Below are 18,103 nucleotides of genomic sequence, written 5' to 3'. Positions count from 1 at the left end.
TTACTGTCAGTTGGGGAAACAGGGGAGTTCGAGCCCGGCCATCTTCGCCACCATCCGCACCACCTGGGCGCTGTAGCCGAATTCGTTGTCGTACCAGACATAGAGGACGCAGCGATTCCCCTCGACAATGGTCGCCACCGAATCGACGACCCCGGCGTGGCGCGAGCCGACGAAATCGCTGGAGACGACTTCCGGCGAGTTGGTGAAGTCGATCTGGTTCTGCAGCGGCGAATCGAGGGAGATGTCACGCAGGTAGGCGTTCAGCTCGGCGACACTGGTCTCCCGGCCGAGGGTCAGGTTGAGAATCGCCAGGGAGACGTTGGGGGTCGGCACGCGGATGGCGTTGCCGGTCAGCTTGCCGGCCAGTTCCGGCAGCGCCTTGGCGACCGCCTTGGCGGCGCCGGTCTCGGTGATGACCATGTTCAGCGGGGCGCTGCGGCCGCGGCGCTCCTTCTTGTGGTAGTTGTCGATCAGGTTCTGGTCGTTGGTGTAGCTGTGGCAGGTCTCGACGTGGCCATTTTCGATGCCGAACTTGTCGTTGACCGCCTTGAGGACCGGGACGATGGCGTTGGTGGTGCAGCTGGCCGCGGAAAAGATCGTTTCCTCGGGGGTGATCAGCTCGTTGTTGACGCCGAAGACGATGTTGGGGACATCCCCCTTGCCCGGGGCGGTCAGCACCACCTGGGCGATTCCCTTGGCCTTCAGGTGCCGGCCGAGGCCTTCGCGGTCGCGCCACTTGCCGGTATTGTCGATGAGGATCGCATCGTGGATGCCGTATTGGCCGTAATCGACGTTTTCGGGGGCGTCGGCATAGATGATGCGGATCATGTTGCCGTTGGCGATGATCGCGTTATGCTCTTCATCCACGGTGATCGTCCCCTGGTAGGGGCCGTGGACCGAGTCGCGACGCAGCAGGCTGGCCCGCTTGGCGAGGTCGTCCGGGCTCCCCTTGCGCACCACCGCCGCCCGCAGGCGCAGCTTGTCGCCACCGCCGGCTTTTTCGATAAGGATCCGGGCCAGCAGGCGACCGATGCGGCCAAAACCGTACAGGACGACATCCTTGGGCTCCTGCAGCAGGGAGCCTTTGCCGGTGTTGACGGGCGCCAGCTCCTGGCGGACAAAACCCGCCAGGTCGGTGCCGCCGGCCTGGGCCAGGTAGCGCACCGTCAGCTTGCCGATGTCGACCCTGGCCGGCGCCAGCTGCATCGCTGCCATCGCCTGCAGGATCGGGGCGGTCTCCCGCACCGAGAGCTCATTCTCGAGGATCTGGCGGGCGAAGCGATGCGCCTTGAGGATGTCGATGGTCGAGCCGCCGACCAGCGAGCGGCCGTATACCATCGTTACCACGCCGTGGTCGCGGTAGAGGCGGCCAATCAGGGGGAGCATCGACTCGGCGATCTCCTCGCGGTTCTTCCAGTCGTGGAAATAGGCTTCCTGGGCTTCCATGGTCATGACGAATTCCTTCCGGCAGGCAAAGGCACCCGCAGGCGCCGGCAGCGATAAAAGCGGCGGTATCCTAAACTGAATCGGCCCGCCAATGCAACCCCTTTTCCCCTGCGATTCGCGACTTTTGGCTGGACTTGGCGGTGGTGAATTGCTATTAATGACCGAGCCCTGCGCGGGCGAAACCAGCACTTACTGATTAAAATGACAAGGAGGACAATTGCTATGGGCGATGCAGTGCACTTCACCGAGCTCGGGCTGGTCAACACTCGTGAGATGTTCCGCCGGGCCGTGGGCGGCGGTTATGCCATCCCGGCCTACAACTTCAACAACCTCGAACAGCTGCAGGCGATCATCACCGCCTGTGCCGAAACCGCCTCGCCGGTCATCGTTCAGGTCAGCAAGGGCGCCCGCGACTACGCCAATCAGACGATGCTGCGCTTCATGGCAATGGGAGCGGTGCAGATGGCCCGGGAGCAGGGCTCCCATATCCCCATTGCCCTCCATCTCGATCATGGCGATACCTTTGAGGTTTGCAAGTCTTGCGTCGATTCGGGATTCTCCTCGGTGATGATCGACGGTTCCCACCTCCCCTTCGCGGAGAATGTCGCCCTGACCCGCCAGGTCGTCGAGTATGCCCATCGCTTCGATGTCACCGTCGAAGGGGAGCTCGGCGTGCTCGCCGGCATCGAGGATGAGGTCTCCGCCGAGCATTCGACCTATACCAAGCCGGAGGAGGTCGAGGAGTTCGTCAAGCAGACCGGCGTCGACTCCCTCGCCATCTCCATCGGCACCAGCCACGGCGCCTACAAGTTCAAGCTCAAGGAGGGGGAGGAAGTCCCGCCGCTGCGCTTCGATATCCTCGCCGAGTGTGAAAAGCGTCTCCCCGGCTTCCCGATCGTCCTCCATGGCGCCTCCAGCGTGGTCCAGGAGTATGTCGAGCTGATCAACGCCTTTGGCGGCAGGATGGACGGCGCCGTCGGCGTCCCCGAGGAGCAGCTGCGCCGCGCCGCGGCGAGCGCCGTCTGCAAGATCAACATCGATTCCGATGGCCGTCTGGCCGTCACCGCCCGGGTGCGCGAATACCTCGCCAAGAACCCCGGCGAGTTTGACCCCCGCAAGTATCTCGGCGCCGCCCGCAAGGAGCTGGTCAAGTTGATCAAGCACAAGAACGAGGCCGTCCTCGGCAGCGCCGGCAAGGCCTGAGTCGACCCCGGCACAAAAAAAGCCGCCCGGCATCCAGGCGGCTTTTTTTGTGCTCGCTGCTACCTGGCCGGGTGACCGGTTGGAGTCGCCGCAAACTCGACCTCGACCTGCAGCCTTTCTCCCCCCCGTTCAACCTGCAACTCTCCCCGCTCTCCGGCCTGCTTCTGCTGGACCGCGTAGACCAGGTCGAAATTATCCCCGAGCGCTTCACCGTCGATGGCCAGGAGCCGGTCGTCCTTGCGGATGCCGGCCTTCTCCGCGTTCGATCCGGGCTGGACCAGGGTCACCAGCAGTCCCTTCCCGTCCGGCGCCGGTTCGATCATCACGCCGAGCCGGACCCCCTGCTGCGGCAGGCTCTCGTAGGCGAAAAAGGCGAGAAAATCGTAGGGGACCATCGGAAAGGTCGGCAGCTCCACATCCATCAGGCGATCCTTCTTCTCCTCCGGTATCACGATCTCCCGGCCGCCGATCAGGGTATAGGAGGATGGCAGTCGGCGGAAGACCCGGCGCGGGATGCCGAAGCCGTAACGGATGTGATTCCCCCCGGCGCAGACCAGCATATGGCGGTTCTCCCCGGCCGGGCTGTTCAGGTAGCGGGCCACCGATTCGGCCATCGTCTCGTCCCACAGGGTCTGGGCGCGGACGAAGCCGTCGGCGGAGAGCTTGCCGTGGCTGTGATCGCCGAGGATGGCCAGGGTCTGGGCGCGCTGGTAGGGGTCGCCATAGTCGAATTCCGGCAGCTGCGCCCGCTCCTCGGGGGTGAGCTCTTCCAGGCTCTTGCCGCGGATCGCCCGCACCAGGCTCTTTTCCGCGTTGAGGGCGATCACGGGAATCTGCCGCTCCCGGGCCAGGTTGAGGAGCTCCCGGTAGTAGCTGAAGTCAAAACGCCACTCCTCGAACCAGCGTGACTCTTTCAGGAACTCCTTCTCGCTCAGCTCACCGGCGACCCAGCGGTCGAGGACCGGTTGCTGGCTGCGACTGAACATCTCCAGGCCAAGAGCCATTTTACCTGGGTGACGCTTGTCCAGTCCCGCGAGGAGCATCGTTTCGAGGCGGTGCGAGGCGGGGTTGTCATGGGTTTCGCCGAAATAGACGATGCGGGCGTCACCGGCGATGGCGAGCAGTTGCTCGCTGCTGACGGCAAGCCCGGTCGGCAGGTGGACGAACTCCCCGACCTTGGGAGGGGCGGTCAGCGGATACGGATTCTGCGGGTCGCCCAGCGGCCGCGGACCGGCGGGGGCGCAGGCGCCGAGCAGGAGAGAGCAGGCAGAGAGAATGAGGAGTTGGCGAAGAGTCTGGCGCATGATGGCTCCTGGAGGTGGGATACAAAAGGGCGGACGGTTTCCAGCGCCCGATTAGAGCATGAAACGGACTGCCGACTCAAGGGGGTAAGCCCTGTTTTCAGCGGCGCAGGAACTGCGGTGCTATTCAAATTACTTACCCTTGCTAAACTTTGATATTGACAAGGCGAAGAAACAGGATAGACTCCCTTGCCTGACTTTTGGCTTAGCAGGACTAAACAGGGAGACCGCTGTGAAAATCGGTGAACGGCTGAAGCGGTTCAGGATGGTCAACGCTCTCACCCAGGAAGAGCTTGCCAGCCGCGCGGGCCTGACCAAGGGGTACATCTCGCAGCTGGAGAAAGACACGACCTGCCCTTCCATTGCCACCCTCAAGGATATCGTCGATGTCCTTGGCATCTCGATGCAGGAATTCTTCGCCGAATCGGCGCCGGCTGCCGAGGTGGTCTTCGGCGCCGCGGCGCGGGTAAAGTCGACCGACGCCGAGGGTATCAAGGTCGAACTCCTGGTGCCCGGCGCCCAGAACCGCGACATGGATCCGGCGCTGTTGACGCTGCAGCCCGGCGCCGAGATGGAACTGCAGGACTATCACGAGGGGGAGGAGTTCGGCTACCTGCTGCAGGGGAAGATCCAGTTGCGTCTCGACGACCAGAGCTACAAGGTGAACAAGGACGAGTGTTTCTATTTCGCCTCGGACAAGAAGCACGCGGTGAAGAATATCGGCAAGACCGAGGCGAAGATATTGTGGGTCGTCACCCCGCCGACCTTTGATTACTAGGAAGCGGTCCTTTTCCGCCCTGGCGGCGTAAGTCTTCACAACCACTTGTGCGGCGTAGCGCTGCTACGCCTCCGCGCGATTGCTCGACAGCCTTGCCAGGACGAAAAAATCCTCGCTTCTGGTACCATCGAGAATTTTGAGCATTAAAAGAAGGAGTATTGCCATGAGCAAAGTGCTGATCATCGGCGCCGGCGGCGTCGGCCAGGTTGTCGCCCACAAGTGCGCCCAGCGCCGTGACATCTTTTCCGATATCACCCTCGCCTCGCGCACCAAAAGCAAGTGCGACGCCATCGCCGCCCAGCTCGGCGGCGCGATCAAAACTGCGCAGGTCGATGCCGACAACGTTCCGGAACTGGTCGCCCTGATCAAACAGGTGCAGCCGAAGCTGGTGATCAACGTCGCGCTGCCGTATCAGGATCTGCACATCATGGACGCCTGCCTGGCGACCGGGGTCGATTACCTCGACACCGCCAACTACGAGCCGGTCGACACCGCCAGGTTCGAGTACTCCTGGCAGTGGGCCTACCAGGAGAAGTTCCAGCAGGCCGGTCTGATGGCGCTTTTGGGGAGCGGCTTCGACCCCGGCGTGACCAACGTCTACACCGCCCTGGCGGCGAAGAAGTACCTCGATGTGATCGAAGAGCTCGACATCATCGACGCCAACGCCGGCAGCCACGGCCAGCCCTTCGCCACCAACTTCAATCCCGAGATCAACATCCGTGAAGTGACCGCCACCTGCCGTCACTGGGAGAACGGGCAGTTCGTCGAGTCGCCGCCGCTCTCCACCAGGCGGGTCTTCGACTTCCCGGAAGGGATCGGGCCGATGAACATCTACCGCCTCTACCACGAGGAGATGGAGTCGATCGTCAAGCACATCCCGACCATCAAGAAGGCCCAGTTCTGGATGACCTTCTCCGACAACTACCTCAAGCACCTCGAGGTGCTGCAGAACGTCGGCATGACCCGCATCGACGAGGTCGAGTTCCAGGGGCAGAAGATCGTGCCGATCCAGTTTCTGAAGGCGCTGTTGCCCGACCCCGGGTCTTTGGGGCCGCTGACCAAGGGGAAGACCTGCATCGGCGTTATCGCCCGCGGCCTGAAAGACGGCAAGCGCAAGCAGGTCTACATCTACAACATCTGCGACCACGAGGCCTGTTACCAAGAGGTCCAGTCCCAGGCGATCAGCTACACCACCGGTGTGCCGGCGGTGGTCGGCGCGATCATGATGCTGACCGGCAAGTGGCACGCGCCCGGCGTCTGGAACATGGAGCAGTTCGACCCGGAACTCTTCCTGGCAGAGCTGGGGCCCATGGGGCTGCCGGAGGTCGTCGTAGAAGGTGAATGGCCCGCGCTTTAGCGGGAGCTTTGGATTGATCCCCTTTTTGCCCCTAACGGAGCCGTTATGAAACGCTTGCTCGCTCTTTGTCTCACCGGTCTTCTCTTCCTGGCGGGGTCGGCCTGCGCCGGCGGCCTGGAGGATTTCCTTGGCCGGGTCAACGTCCAGGCCCGGGCTGACCTGCCCGGCTTTTCGGCCAAAATCAGTACCCGCTTCGGGGTGCCGCTGCCCCGGGTCGATGAGGTCCTTCGGGTGGTGGCCGATCCGGCCGACGCCTTCATGGTCTTTCGGCTCGGCCAGATGGCCAATGTCCCTCCCGAACGGGTCCTGAAGGTCTATTCGGGCCATAAGCAGAAGGGGTGGGGGGCGATGGCCCAGGAACTGGGGATCAAGCCGGGTTCGGCCGAGTTCAAGGCTTTGAAGCGCGGCGAGCTCTCCTGGGACGAGGGGCACGGTGAGCGCTCGCATCACCAGGAGCAGGAGAAGGAGCACGGCCACGGCAAGGAGAAGGGACACCACTAAGGGTTTGTCCGAAGCGAGGCAGCGCAAGTGACCGGTATCGACATCGAAAAAATCCTCCAGCTCGCCCCATCGCCGGCCTACGTCGTCGATCTGGGGCGGCTGCGCCATAACCTTGCCATCCTCGACGAGGTGCAGCGGCGCAGCGGCGCGAAGATTCTCATGGCGCTGAAGGCCTTCGCCATGTGGAGCACCTTCCCCCTGATCCGCCAGACCCTGCAGGGGGTCTGCGCCAGCTCCCCCTGGGAGGCGCGCCTCGGCCGGGAAGAGTTCGGTGGCGAGGTCCACTCCTTTGCCGCGGCCTTCAAGGAGAGCGATATCCGGGCCCTGCTGCCGATCTCCAATCACCTCGTCTTCAACTCCTTCGCCCAGCTCGAGCGCTTCCGCCCGCTCTGGGAGCAGAGCGGCGTTTCCATTGGCCTGCGCGTCAACCCCGAGCACTCGGAAGGGGCGGTTCCCATCTACGACCCCTGTGCGCCGAAATCACGCCTCGGCATCCCACGTGCCGCCTTCGAAGGCCAGTCGCTGGCCGGGGTCGAAGGATTGCATTTTCACACCCTCTGCGAGCAGCTCTTCGAACCTTTGCAGCGCACCGCCCTCGCCTTCGAGGAAAAGTTCGGCGGGTTCCTGCCGCAGATGAAATGGCTCAATCTCGGCGGCGGGCACCACATCACCCGCGCCGGGTACGACATCGACGGCCTGGTGGAACTGGTGAAATATTTCCGCGAGAAATACGCGCTGGAGGTCTACCTCGAGCCCGGCGAGGCGATTGCCATCGGCACCGGGGTGCTGGTCGGCGAGGTGCTCGACGTGGTACACAACCAGCTCGATATCGCCATCCTCGACGTCTCCGCCACCTGCCACATGCCCGACGTGCTGGAGATGCCCTACCGCCCGGAGATCACCGGCGGCTTCGAGCCGGGGGAGAGGCCCCATACCTATCGGCTGGCCGGGCCGTCCTGCCTGGCCGGCGACGTCATCGGCGACTGGTCGTTTGACCGCCCCCTGAAGGCCGGCGACCGTCTCGCCTTCGAGGACATGGCCCACTACACCATGGTCAAGACCACCACCTTCAACGGCATCCAGCACCCGGCGCTCTGCACCTTCGAGCCGCAGACCGGCGAGCTGAGGGTGGTGCGCCGTTTTGGCTACGAGGATTTCAAAAACCGGCTGTCGTAAAGGTTGCAATCAAAATCTGGAAGCAGGAGCAGCGTCAGCTTCTCGCGAAGAGGGGGCTGCAGGCAGGAGAAATGATGGAACGATGGAGTGTTGCCAACTCGGCGAAGATCTACAACCTCCCCGGCTGGGGATCCGATCTCTTTTCGATCAACAAAAAGGGGAATATCTGCGTCCACCCGACGCCGACCTCCAAGCACTCCATTGACCTGCGGGCGCTGGTCGACGACCTGATCAAGCGCAAGATCAAGCCGCCGATCCTGATCCGCTTCATGGATATCCTGCAGGGGCGCATCGCCGCCATCAACCGCGCCTTTAAAAATGCCATTGCCGAGAACGACTACCCGGCCGGCTACCAGACCTTCTATCCGATCAAGGTCAACCAGCAGCGCCAGGTGGTCGAGGCGATCGCCAACTTCGGCAAGAAGCACAACATCGGCCTCGAGGTCGGCTCCAAGCCGGAGCTGGTGGCGGCCATCTCCTTCGCCGCCGGCGAGCAGCTGCCGATCCTCTGCAACGGCTACAAGGACAACGAGTTCATCGAGATGGTCCTCTACGCCACCCGCATCGGCTTCGATATCACCATCATCGTCGAGAAGCTCTTCGAGCTGGAGAAGATCATCGCGCTCGCCCAGAAGACCAGCATCACGCCAAAACTCGGCATCCGCGTCAAGCTCTCCTCCAAGGGGACCGGCAAGTGGGCGACCTCCGGTGGCGACGACGCCAAATTCGGCCTGAAAATCTCCGAGCTGCTGGCCGCGGTGGAGATCCTGCGCGAGCAGGAGATGCTCGACACGGTGAAGCTGCTGCACTTCCACATCGGCAGCCAGATCACCAAGATCGACAAGATCAAGAACGCCCTGATCGAAGGGAGCCGCATCTACGCCGAAATGGTCAAGATGGGGGTCGGTCTGCAGTACATGGACATCGGCGGCGGCCTGGGGGTCGACTACGACGGCTCCAAGTCGAGCTACTTCTCGAGCGTCAACTATACGGTCGAAGAATACGCCAACGATGTCATTTACCAGGTGAAAAACATCTGCGACGATGCCGGCGTTCCCTGTCCCAATATCATTTCCGAGTCGGGGCGCGCCACGGTTGCCCACTACTCGGTTTTGATCACCAATATCCTCAACACCAACACCCAGAATGCCCTGCCGGACTACGATGCCATCCTGGAAGGGGCGGAAAAGCTCTCGCCGACGGTGAAGAAGCTAGTCGACATCTACCAGAGCCTCGACCGCCACTCCCTGCGCGAGGACTACCACGACACCATCCAGCTGATCCAGGAGGCGGTCAGCCTCTTCAATCTCGGCTACCTCAATCTCCACGACCGCGCCCTTGCCGAGTGGCTCTGCAGCAAGATCTTCATCAAGATCAACGGCATCGTCGAGCGCATCAAGCCGGTTCCCGACGAACTGCAGAACTTTCAGCTTTCGCTGCGCCAGACCTACTTTGCCAACTTCTCCCTCTTCCAGTCGGTTCCCGACTCCTGGGCCATCGACCAGCTCTTCCCGATCGTGCCGATCCAGCGCCTCAACCAGAAGCCGGACGTGATGGCCAGTATCGCCGACATCACCTGCGACTCGGACGGTGAGATCACCAGCTTTGTCGGCGAGCAGGGGCGCACCAAGTTTTTGCCGATCCACAAGATCCGCGCCGACGAGGATTATTACATCGGCTTTTTCCTCATCGGCGCCTACCAGGAGATCCTCGGTGACATGCACAACCTTTTTGGCGACACCAACGCCGTGCATGTCACCTTCAACAAGAAGACCAGCTACAAGATCGATACCGTGATCAGCGGTGACGCCACCTGGGAGAGTCTCAAGTACGTGCAGTACAAGGGGCCGGAGATTCTCAAGCACGTGCGCGACACCCTGGAGAAGAACGTCGCCTCGCGCAAGGTCTCCTTCGAGGAGACCAGCCACTTCCTCGAACTGCTCGACAAGGCGCTGGTCTCCTACACCTACCTCGGGGAGTAACTGGCGGTTTCCTGGCGGGAAGGGATTGCATCGGCGCCCGATTCAGGTATACATCTGGTAACGTCGAAGCCGGGAGCGTGGGGCTTCCCGGCCGAGCCGACGCGAGGTCAAAGGCCGCGAGCGTAAAGGCCTGAACAAGGGGGTTGCTATGGCAGGCAGAATCGGAAGGCAGTTGGTCTGGCTGGGGATGGCACTGATGCTGGTCGCTTTGCAGGCCGGGCCGTCCCGGGCCGAGGAGATGGCGGTTACCGGCGTGATCCTGGAAAGCGGTTTTTCCGGGGTGGTCCTGCGGGCGCAAGGGAAGGGTGAGGGGGTCAAGTACAATACCGGCCGGGAGACCCGCTATTCTCCGGCGGATTACAACCCGGTCGCCGGGGATACCGTCAAGCTCACCTACTACAAAAAGATGCTCAAGAATGGTGAGGACGTCCTCGCGGTATCGACCCTGACCCTGGTCAAGATGGACCCCAATCGCAAGGAATTGACTTCTCCCGCCGTCGGCACGGTGGTCGAGATCGGCCGCAAAAGCATCCGTTTCGACTTCCCCGCTTCTGGTGAGCGACTGTCGATGGAGCGGAAGCGCGGCATGGAGATGGTGCCCGCTGGTTATGACCCCACTGTCGGGGACAAGGTCAAGGTTTCGTATGAAAAAGTCCGTTCCAAGTTCGGTGGCGGCATTGTTTACGTCATGGAGCGGATAGAGAAGGTGAAGTGACGCGCCCTATTTTCTGAGGGGGCGAATCCAATATAAACTACGAGCCCGGCAGGGGATTCCTGCCGGGCTCGTTGCATCTTTCGGTGAGGACCTCCGGCGATCAGTGGGCCGCGGAAATTTTCCCCTGCCGTTCGTTCATCACCTTGTAGGCACAGAATTCGCCGCACATGGTACAGGCGCCGTGCTCCTCGTCGACTCCCGACTCGGCGCGCAGCCGCCGCGCCTTGGCCGGATCGAGGGCGAGGGCGAACTGCCCCTCCCAGTCGAGGTTCTTGCGGCACCTGGCCATGGCGATGTCCTTTTCCAGCGCTCCTTTCACTCCCTTGACGATGTCGCCGGCATGGGCGGCGATGCGGCTCGCCATCACCCCCTCGTGGACATCCTCCACCGTCGGCAGGCGCAGGTGCTCGCTGGCGGTGACGTAGCAGAGGAAATCGGCGCCGGCCGCCGCAGCGACGGTGCCGCCGATAGCGCAGGTGATGTGGTCGTAGCCGGGGGCGATATCGGTGACCAGCGGGCCGAGGACGTAGAAGGGGGCGCCGTGGCAGAGGCGTTTCTGCAACTGGATGTTGGTTGCGATCTGGTCGAGGGGAACGTGGCCGGGGCCCTCGATCATCACCTGGACGCCGGCCGCCCAGGCACGCTGGGTCAGCTCGCCGAGGACGATCAGTTCGTGGATCTGGGCGCGGTCGGTGGCGTCGGCCAGGCACCCCGGGCGGAACCCGTCGCCGAGGGAGAGGACCGCATCGTAGGGCTTGACCAGCTCCAGCAGGCGGTCGTAGTGCTCATAGAGGGGGTTTTCGGCGTCGTTGTGGGTCATCCACTCGATGGTGAAGGAGCCGCCGCGGGAGACCACCTCCATGATCCGTCCCTCGCGATCCATGCGCTCGACGGTGGCGCGGGTCACCCCGCAGTGGACGGTGATGAAGTCGACGCCGTCGTCGAGGTGCTTCTTCACTCCGGCGAAGATCTCGTCGACGGTCATGTCGACCATCGCCTTCTTTTTGCGGACCACGGTATCGACCGCCGCCTGGTAGAGGGGCACGCTGCCGATGCAGACCTCGGTCTGCCCGATGATCGCCGCACGGATCTCGTCGATGGGGCCGCCGGTGGAGAGGTCCATGATCGCATCGGCGCCCGCCGCCACCGCCACCCGGGCCTTTTCCAGCTCCTTGTCGATACTGGTGTCGTCCTTGCTGGTGCCGATGTTGGCGTTGATCTTGGTGCGCAGCCCCTTGCCGACCGCCAGCGGAATGCCGTTCTTGCGGCTCCGGTTGTGACAGATAATGGCGGTCCCTTCGGCGATGCGGCTGCGCAGCAGTTCGGCGTCGATCCCTTCAACGGTCGCAGCCTGGCGCATCAGGTCGGTGATCATGCCCTGACGGGCCGCTTCGAGTGTCGTCATGTCTTATTTCCTCGGTGGTGTTTATGGGTCCCAGGGGTGCAACAGGTCCCATGGGACGTATAGGACTTAGGAAAGGTTCTTCGCTGCCTGCCAGTGGTTGACCGGGCCGTGGCCGCTCCCCAGGGATGTGCTCGTGCGGATCGCTTCATTGATGAAGAGCTTGGCACGGCCCACGGCCGCCACCAGCGGAAGACCCTGGGCGAGGAAGGTGGCGATGGCGGCCGAGTAGGTGCAGCCGGTGCCATGGGTGTTGCGGGTCGCGATGCGCGCGGCGGGGAAGCGGTGAAGGGTGTCGCCGGCGAGGAGCAGGTCGACGGCTTCGCCATCGAGATGCCCCCCCTTGAGCAGGACGTTGCGAGGGCCCATCTCCCGCAGTTTGAAAAGGGCCCGTTCCATGTCGGCTTCGCTTTCCACCGAGACGCCGGAGAGGGCCTCCGCCTCCGGAAGATTCGGGGTCAGCAGGTAGGTCTGGGGGAGCAGCACCTGGCGCAGTACCTCGACCGCATCCTGCTGCAGCAGGGGGGCGCCCCCTTTGGCGATCATCACCGGGTCGACGACGGCCAGCAGCGTATGGCGCTCGATCGCTTCGGCGACGAGGGCGACGATGTCGGCAGAAAAGAGCATGCCGGTCTTGATGGTATCGGCGCCGATATCGGACAGGACCATTTCGATCTGGTCGGCGACAAAAGCATGGGGGCAGGGGTGGACGCCGCGCACCCCCCGGGTGTTCTGGGCGGTCAGCGCGGTCAGGGCGCTCATGCCGTAAGCGCCGAGCAGGGTGATCGTCTTGAGGTCGGCCTGGATGCCGGCGCCGCCCCCCGAGTCGGAGCCGGCGATGGTCAGCACCCGGCCGCGGGGGAGGGGGGCGTTGGCGTTGAACTGCAGGGCAATCTCCCGTGCCGCGAGCCCCGGTCGGGGGTCGCCCATGACGGCGGAGATCACCGCGACGCCGTCGGCTCCGGCGGCGATCACCTCGGCGCAGTTGCTGGCCGCGATGCCGCCGATGGCGATCAGCGGAATCTTCACCGCCATGCGGATCTTTTTGAGGACCGCCAGGCCGGCCGGGTGGGCGTCGTCCTTGCTTTGCGTCGGGAAGATGGTGCCGACGCCGAGATAGTCGGCCCCCTGCATTTCCGCTTTCAGCGCCTGCTCGACGGTGTGGGCGGAAACGCCGAGCAGCTTCCCGGGGCCAAGCAGGCGGCGCGCTTCGACCGCCGGTTGGTCCCCCTGGCCGAGGTGAACGCCGTCGGCATCACAGGCCAGCGCCAGTTCCACCGAATCATTGACCAGGAAGGGGACCTTGAAGTCGCGGCAGGCGGCGGCTATGGCCCGCGCCGCCTCGAGGTCGGCATTGCCGGCCTTGCAGCGATACTGGACCATGGCAGTGCCCCCCTTGAGGGCCGCGAAGACCCGCTCCAGGAGACGCCCGTCGTGGTTTTCATCTGTGACCAGGTAGAGTCCGCCGATCATCGCGGGCCTTTCGTGTCGGAATTCTATGTGTATTTGCCGGCGCTGCTCCCAATAGAAAACGCCGCAGCCTCTGTTACGGCGTGCGGCGTCGGATTTGAATCCTGGCAACGCGCCGCTTCCCTACGCCGGAATGACCCGGATCAGGTTCAAAGGGTCGTTCCGCGATGGTCGGCGGAACTCTCAGTAGCAACTACTCCCCTAGCGGTCTGGCTATGTGGTCCTGCGGCCTATTTCAGGCAAGAACGATGCGCCGGTTGAGCAGATCGATCTCCTCGATGGTCCCCGCGATTTCCCGCATCTTGCCGTAAACATCGACCAGGCGCAGATTGCCGGTGCCGGGGAGCAGGGTGGCGACATGCTCCAGGGGGGTCTCTTTGTCACCCTGAACAAGCAAAAAACTACCGTGATCCAGGCACATGGCACACTCCTCAAATAAAGTTTGCCAAGACTAGCGGATTCGCCAAAGGCTGTCAACCCCAAGCGCCCGTCCGCGCCCGGTTTCTCTTTACAGCCGTCCTGACCCCATGTTAAAAATCCTCTTTCCCCTCTGTAAAGGCCGCGCCCGATGCCCCTACGACCTACCTTCGCCGAAATCGATCTTGACGCCCTGCGCCATAACTTCCGCCTGCTTCGTCGCCAGGCCGGGGCCGGCCGCCAGCTGCTGGCGGTGGTCAAGGCCGACGCCTACGGCCATGGCGCCCTGCCGGTCGCCCGGACCTTGCAGGCCTGCGGCGCCGACTATTTTGGCGTCGCGATGGTGGCGGAGGGGACCGCCCTGCGCCAGGGGGGGATTCAGCGGCCGATCCTGGTGCTGGGGGGCGCCGCGCCGGGTGAAGAAGCGCTGCTGTTGGACCAGAATCTCACCCCGGTGATTTTCGATCTGCCCGCGGCCCGGCGCCTGAGCGCGGCCGCCATGGCCGCCGGGCGTAGCTGCCGCTATCACCTCAAGGTCGATTCGGGGATGGGGCGCCTCGGTTTCGTCCCCGCCGACCTCCCCGCAGTCCTCCCCCGGCTCGCCGACCTCCCCGGGTTGGAGATGGCGGGGCTGATCTCCCATTTCGCCCTCGCCGACCAGGCCGATCACCCTATTACCCAGACCCAGGCGGAACGGTTCCGCGCGATGCTGGGGACGGTTCGCGCCGCCGGTTTCGCTCCCGCTCTCGTCCATCTCAGCAACAGCGCCGGACTCTATGGCCCGGCTTTGCCCGACTGCAACCTGGTGCGCCCGGGGATTGCCCTTTATGGCGGCCTGCCGGCCGACTACCTGGCGGGAGAGATCGACCTGCGCCCGGTAATGCGCCTTTACACCACCATTGCGCAGCTCACGGCGGTCCCCCCGGGCGCGGGGGTCTCCTATGGCCACCGCTTTGTGGCGAGTCGGCCGACCCTGATCGCCGCCCTGCCGGTCGGCTACGCCGACGGCTATGCCCGGCGCTTGTCCGGCTGCGGCGAGGTCCTGGTCCGGGGGCACCGGGCGCCGGTGGCCGGTACCGTCTGCATGGACTGGACGATGGTCGATGTCACCGATGTTCCCGCCGTAGCGGTCGGCGACCGGGTGACGCTCCTCGGTCGGGACGGCTCCGAAGAGGTCACCGCCGAGGAATGGGCCGGGCGCATCGGCACCATCAGCTACGAAGTCTTCTGCCTGATCAGTCAGCGGGTGCCGCGCGTCTATCTCAACCCGGAACCGGGCCCGGCCTGATCTCCGCGCCCCGGAATCCACGGCTATGAACATATCCGATCTCCGCATCGCCTTTGACCTTGGTACCACGACCCTCGGTGCCCGTCTGCTCGATGGCGCGGGGCGGATCTGTGCCGAAACGCGGGCGCCCAACCCCCAGGTCGCGCAGGGGCGGGATGTGATCCGCCGCCTCGCCGCCGCCCGGGGCGGAGCCGCGCTCCCCCTGCAGCAGACCCTGGTCGCCGCCATCAACGGGCTGACCACCCTCCTCTGCCGCCAGGCCGGCTGTTCGCCCGGCGCGATCGCCGCGGCGGCGGCCGCCGCCAATCCGGCCGTCAGTCTCCTGCTCCAGCGCCTGCCGGTCGATGCAGTCCTGTTTCCTCCCTACCGTCCCCCCCAGCGCAGCGGGGTGCAGCTTGACGCCGCCGCCCTGGGCCTGGCGCTGCCGGTGCCGCTCTACCTCTTCCCCCTCGTCTCCGGCTATGTCGGCGGCGACCTGGTTGCCTTTCTTTACGGCCAGGACGCGGCGCCCGGCCGCCTCTTGCTCGACATCGGCACCAACGGGGAAATCGCCTGGTTCGATGGTAACAACTGCTGGGTCACCTCGGTGGCGGCCGGTCCGGCCTTCGAGGGGGGCGAAATCAGCTGCGGGATCGACTATGGTCCCGGTGCGGTGACCGCGGTCCGGGTGCAGGGGGAGAGGCTGGAACTGACCGTCGCCGGTGGCGCTCCGCCCCGCGGTCTCTGCGGCAGCGGGCTGGTTTCGGCGATTGCCGCCGCCCGCGGCGCCGGGCTCATCGACCAAGCCGGCACCCTGGTCGATCCGCTGACGGTTGGCAGCAACCTCGCCCGCTACCTGGTCGAAGGGCCGGAGGGGCGTCGCCTGCACCTTTACCGCGACGCCCGCTGCGAGCTGTTTTTGACCCAGCAGGATATCCGCAGTTTCCAGCTCGCCAAGGGGGCCCTGCATGCGGGGGTTGCGGCGCTGCTGCAACGGGCGGGGGCAGCCGGCGACCAGGTCCGGGAGGTGGTCGTGACCGGCGCTTTCGGCCTCTCGCTTGCCCCGGAAGACCTGAAAAAGGTTGCCTTGTTGCCGCCGGACGTGGTAGATAAGGTACGCTTTGTCCCCGCCGGAGCCTTGGCCGGAGTGGGCCGGATGCTGCTGGCAACCGATGGCGTGGACCGGGTCGAGGCGCTGGCCGCAAATCTGACCCCGAACCCCCTCTCCGGGACGCCGGCGTTTCAACAGGGGTTTCTGAAAGCTCTCGATTTTTGAAAAACCGCCCTGCGACGGTTTTTTTCTGTTTCTGGCGTCACTGTAAACGCCATTCGCCCGCGAAAGGATTCTCCCCATGGCCGTCATCAAGCGTGCTCTGATCAGTGTTTCGGACAAGACCGGCGTCGCCGCCCTGGCGCGGGAACTGGCCGGTTTCGGCGTCGAGCTTCTCTCTACCGGCGGCACCGCCAAGCTGCTGCGCGAGGAGGGGCTCACCGTCAAGGATGTCTCCGAATTTACCGGCTTCCCCGAAATGCTCGACGGCCGGGTCAAGACCCTCCACCCCAAGGTTCACGGCGGCCTGCTCGGTATGCGCGACAACCCGGCCCATGTCGCCAAGATGGCCGAGCACGGCATCGAGCCGATCGACATGGTCGTTGTCAATCTCTATCCCTTCGAAGCGACGGTGGCCAAGGCGGATTGTTCCCTGGAGGACGCCATCGAGAATATCGACATCGGCGGGCCGACCATGCTGCGCAGTGCGGCGAAGAACAACCGCGACGTCACCGTGCTGGTCGACCATGCCGACTATGCACCGGTACTGGAGGAGATGAAAAACGCCGGCGGCGCGGTCTCCCGCACGACCAACTTCCGTCTCGCCGTCAAGGTCTACCAGCACACCGCCGCCTACGACGGCGCCATCTCCAACTGGCTCGGCCGCCAGCTCGGGGAAGAGGATGCCACCTTCCCGCCGACCTACACCCTGCAGGTGCACAAGGCCCAGGGAATGCGCTATGGCGAGAACCCCCACCAGGGGGCGGCCTTTTATGTCGAGAAGAGGGCCAAGGAAGCGTCGATCGCCACCGCCCGCCAGCTGCAGGGGAAAGAGCTCTCCTACAACAACATCGCCGATACCGACGCCGCCCTTGAGTGCGTCAAGCAGTTCAGTGAGCTGCCGGCCTGCGTCATCGTCAAGCACGCCAACCCCTGCGGCGTCGCATTCGGCAAGGATCTGCTCGAGGCCTACCAGCGCGCCTTCTCCACCGATACCGAGTCGGCCTTCGGCGGCATCATCGCCGTCAACCGCGAACTCGATGGTGCCACCGCCAAGGCGATCTGCGATCAGCAGTTCGTCGAGGTGATCATCGCCCCCAAGGTGACCGCCGAGGCGATCGCCGTGGTCGCCGCCAAGAAGAACGTGCGCCTGCTCGAATGTGGCTTCTGGCCGGCCAAGCCGGCGCCGCGCCTCGACCTGAAACGGGTCAATGGCGGGCTGCTGGTGCAGGACGCCGACCTCGCCCTGCTGAGCGAAACCCGGGTGGTGACCAAGCGCCAGCCGACGGCGAAGGAGATGGAGGACCTTCTCTTCACCTGGCAGGTCGCCAAGTTCGTCAAGAGCAACGCCATCGTCTACGGCAGGGACGGCATGACCATCGGCGTTGGCGCCGGCCAGATGAGCCGCGTCAACTCGGCGCGTATCGCCGCGATCAAGGCCGAGCACGCCGGTCTCGCCGTCCAGGGCTCGGTGATGGCCTCCGATGCCTTCTTCCCCTTCCGCGACGGCATCGACAACGCCGCCGCCGCCGGCATCGTCGCGGTGATCCAGCCGGGCGGCTCGATCCGCGACGAAGAGGTGATTGCCGCCGCCGACGAACACGGCATGGCGATGGTCTTTACCGGGATGCGGCATTTTAGGCACTAGGAAGCGAGCACTTCACGCCGATCTCGGCGTTGCCCAGCGTGCGGACCTCGTCGACGTACGGTGTACGCCTCCTCGGGCCGCCCTTGGGCGCCTTGAGCTCGACGCAAATTGCTCGCTTCTTCATCAGGCTGCGGGGTCCGCAAATCCACTAATGGATTGGGGAGGGAATC

At 64.2% G+C, this 18,103-nt stretch carries 15 protein-coding genes and 1 riboswitch; of the genes, 10 read left to right on the top strand and 5 right to left on the bottom strand.

Annotation, left to right across the window (positions count from 1 at the left end; all coding sequences use genetic code 11):
• Window positions 1–6: 6 nt before the first annotated feature.
• Window positions 7–1,452: a glyceraldehyde-3-phosphate dehydrogenase gene (locus tag DBW_RS13985; protein WP_066728157.1), complete on the bottom strand. Its 1,446-nt coding sequence runs from the start codon at window positions 1,450–1,452 to the stop codon at window positions 7–9.
• Between the two features lie 216 nt (window positions 1,453–1,668).
• On the opposite strand from DBW_RS13985, the gene DBW_RS13980 reads away from it, so the two are divergent.
• Window positions 1,669–2,649, top strand: a complete 981-nt coding sequence (locus DBW_RS13980; protein ID WP_066728155.1) for a class II fructose-bisphosphate aldolase — start codon at window positions 1,669–1,671, stop codon at window positions 2,647–2,649.
• 59 nt (window positions 2,650–2,708) lie between these two features.
• Here DBW_RS13980 and DBW_RS13975 read toward each other — a convergent pair whose 3' ends face one another.
• Window positions 2,709–3,953 carry a ChaN family lipoprotein gene (locus DBW_RS13975; protein ID WP_066728153.1) on the bottom strand — a complete coding sequence of 415 codons (1,245 nt, stop codon included), beginning with the start codon at window positions 3,951–3,953 and terminating at the stop codon, window positions 2,709–2,711.
• Window positions 3,954–4,182: 229 nt separating this feature from the next.
• On the opposite strand from DBW_RS13975, the gene DBW_RS13970 reads away from it, so the two are divergent.
• From DBW_RS13970 to DBW_RS13945, 6 genes are all read left to right on the top strand, one after another.
• Window positions 4,183–4,728, top strand: a complete 546-nt coding sequence (locus tag DBW_RS13970) for a helix-turn-helix domain-containing protein (protein ID WP_066728151.1) — start codon at window positions 4,183–4,185, stop codon at window positions 4,726–4,728.
• Between the two features lie 163 nt (window positions 4,729–4,891).
• Complete coding sequence (locus DBW_RS13965; RefSeq protein WP_066728149.1) at window positions 4,892–6,085, top strand: saccharopine dehydrogenase family protein; 1,194 nt, start codon at window positions 4,892–4,894, stop codon at window positions 6,083–6,085.
• Between the two features lie 45 nt (window positions 6,086–6,130).
• Window positions 6,131–6,586: a hypothetical protein gene (locus DBW_RS13960; RefSeq protein WP_066728147.1), complete on the top strand. Its 456-nt coding sequence runs from the start codon at window positions 6,131–6,133 to the stop codon at window positions 6,584–6,586.
• Between the two features lie 27 nt (window positions 6,587–6,613).
• Complete coding sequence (nspC, locus tag DBW_RS13955; protein ID WP_066728145.1) at window positions 6,614–7,762, top strand: carboxynorspermidine decarboxylase; 1,149 nt, start codon at window positions 6,614–6,616, stop codon at window positions 7,760–7,762.
• 74 nt (window positions 7,763–7,836) lie between these two features.
• A complete protein-coding gene (gene speA / locus DBW_RS13950) occupies window positions 7,837–9,744 on the top strand; it encodes an arginine decarboxylase (protein ID WP_066728144.1) in 1,908 nt (635 codons plus the stop codon).
• 148 nt (window positions 9,745–9,892) lie between these two features.
• Window positions 9,893–10,459: a hypothetical protein gene (locus tag DBW_RS13945; RefSeq protein ID WP_066728142.1), complete on the top strand. Its 567-nt coding sequence runs from the start codon at window positions 9,893–9,895 to the stop codon at window positions 10,457–10,459.
• A gap of 100 nt (window positions 10,460–10,559) precedes the next feature.
• Here DBW_RS13945 and thiC read toward each other — a convergent pair whose 3' ends face one another.
• The 3 genes from thiC to DBW_RS13930 all read right to left on the bottom strand — a co-directional run bounded on the left by thiC (window position 10,560) and on the right by DBW_RS13930 (window position 13,752).
• Window positions 10,560–11,864 (bottom strand): phosphomethylpyrimidine synthase ThiC, encoded by a 1,305-nt coding sequence (gene thiC / locus DBW_RS13940; protein ID WP_066728140.1) that lies wholly within the window; start codon window positions 11,862–11,864, stop codon window positions 10,560–10,562.
• Between the two features lie 66 nt (window positions 11,865–11,930).
• On the bottom strand, window positions 11,931–13,334 hold the full coding sequence (gene thiD, locus DBW_RS13935) for a bifunctional hydroxymethylpyrimidine kinase/phosphomethylpyrimidine kinase (protein WP_066728138.1): 1,404 nt from the start codon (window positions 13,332–13,334) through the stop codon (window positions 11,931–11,933).
• A 100-nt stretch (window positions 13,335–13,434) separates the two neighbouring features.
• A riboswitch (TPP riboswitch) is annotated at window positions 13,435–13,544 on the bottom strand.
• Window positions 13,545–13,566: 22 nt separating this feature from the next.
• Window positions 13,567–13,752: a CooT family nickel-binding protein gene (locus DBW_RS13930; protein WP_066728136.1), complete on the bottom strand. Its 186-nt coding sequence runs from the start codon at window positions 13,750–13,752 to the stop codon at window positions 13,567–13,569.
• A gap of 147 nt (window positions 13,753–13,899) precedes the next feature.
• Between DBW_RS13930 and alr the strand changes: the two genes are divergently transcribed.
• The 3 genes from alr (at window position 13,900) to purH (ending at window position 17,933) form a co-directional block, all read left to right on the top strand.
• Window positions 13,900–15,036 carry an alanine racemase gene (gene alr / locus DBW_RS13925; protein WP_066728134.1) on the top strand — a complete coding sequence of 379 codons (1,137 nt, stop codon included), beginning with the start codon at window positions 13,900–13,902 and terminating at the stop codon, window positions 15,034–15,036.
• 25 nt (window positions 15,037–15,061) lie between these two features.
• Window positions 15,062–16,291 (top strand): ASKHA domain-containing protein, encoded by a 1,230-nt coding sequence (locus DBW_RS13920; protein WP_066728132.1) that lies wholly within the window; start codon window positions 15,062–15,064, stop codon window positions 16,289–16,291.
• A 76-nt stretch (window positions 16,292–16,367) separates the two neighbouring features.
• Entirely contained in the window at window positions 16,368–17,933 is a 1,566-nt protein-coding gene (purH, locus tag DBW_RS13915) for a bifunctional phosphoribosylaminoimidazolecarboxamide formyltransferase/IMP cyclohydrolase (RefSeq protein WP_066728130.1), read from the top strand.
• The last annotated feature ends 170 nt before the right edge of the window (window positions 17,934–18,103 follow it).

It is taken from the genome of Desulfuromonas sp. DDH964 (assembly GCF_001611275.1).
Lineage (GTDB): Bacteria > Desulfobacterota > Desulfuromonadia > Desulfuromonadales > DDH964 > DDH964.
The sequence above is the reverse complement of the archived record's forward strand: the minus strand, read 5'-3'. Positions and strand labels throughout refer to the sequence as shown.

Excerpts from the sequence above, each read along its gene's own strand:
- DBW_RS13920 (WP_066728132.1), top strand. The coding sequence starts at position 15,062 with ATGAACATATCCGATCTCCGCATCGCCTTTGACCTTGGTACCACGACC.
- DBW_RS13960 (WP_066728147.1), top strand. The coding sequence starts at position 6,131 with ATGAAACGCTTGCTCGCTCTTTGTCTCACCGGTCTTCTCTTCCTGGCG.
- thiC (WP_066728140.1), bottom strand. The coding sequence starts at position 11,864 with ATGACGACACTCGAAGCGGCCCGTCAGGGCATGATCACCGACCTGATG.
- DBW_RS13980 (WP_066728155.1), top strand. The coding sequence starts at position 1,669 with ATGGGCGATGCAGTGCACTTCACCGAGCTCGGGCTGGTCAACACTCGT.
- DBW_RS13945 (WP_066728142.1), top strand. The coding sequence starts at position 9,893 with ATGGCAGGCAGAATCGGAAGGCAGTTGGTCTGGCTGGGGATGGCACTG.
- purH (WP_066728130.1), top strand. The coding sequence starts at position 16,368 with ATGGCCGTCATCAAGCGTGCTCTGATCAGTGTTTCGGACAAGACCGGC.
- thiD (WP_066728138.1), bottom strand. The coding sequence starts at position 13,334 with ATGATCGGCGGACTCTACCTGGTCACAGATGAAAACCACGACGGGCGT.
- DBW_RS13975 (WP_066728153.1), bottom strand. The coding sequence starts at position 3,953 with ATGCGCCAGACTCTTCGCCAACTCCTCATTCTCTCTGCCTGCTCTCTC.
- DBW_RS13985 (WP_066728157.1), bottom strand. The coding sequence starts at position 1,452 with ATGACCATGGAAGCCCAGGAAGCCTATTTCCACGACTGGAAGAACCGC.
- speA (WP_066728144.1), top strand. The coding sequence starts at position 7,837 with ATGGAACGATGGAGTGTTGCCAACTCGGCGAAGATCTACAACCTCCCC.
- DBW_RS13930 (WP_066728136.1), bottom strand. The coding sequence starts at position 13,752 with ATGTGCCTGGATCACGGTAGTTTTTTGCTTGTTCAGGGTGACAAAGAG.
- alr (WP_066728134.1), top strand. The coding sequence starts at position 13,900 with ATGCCCCTACGACCTACCTTCGCCGAAATCGATCTTGACGCCCTGCGC.
- DBW_RS13965 (WP_066728149.1), top strand. The coding sequence starts at position 4,892 with ATGAGCAAAGTGCTGATCATCGGCGCCGGCGGCGTCGGCCAGGTTGTC.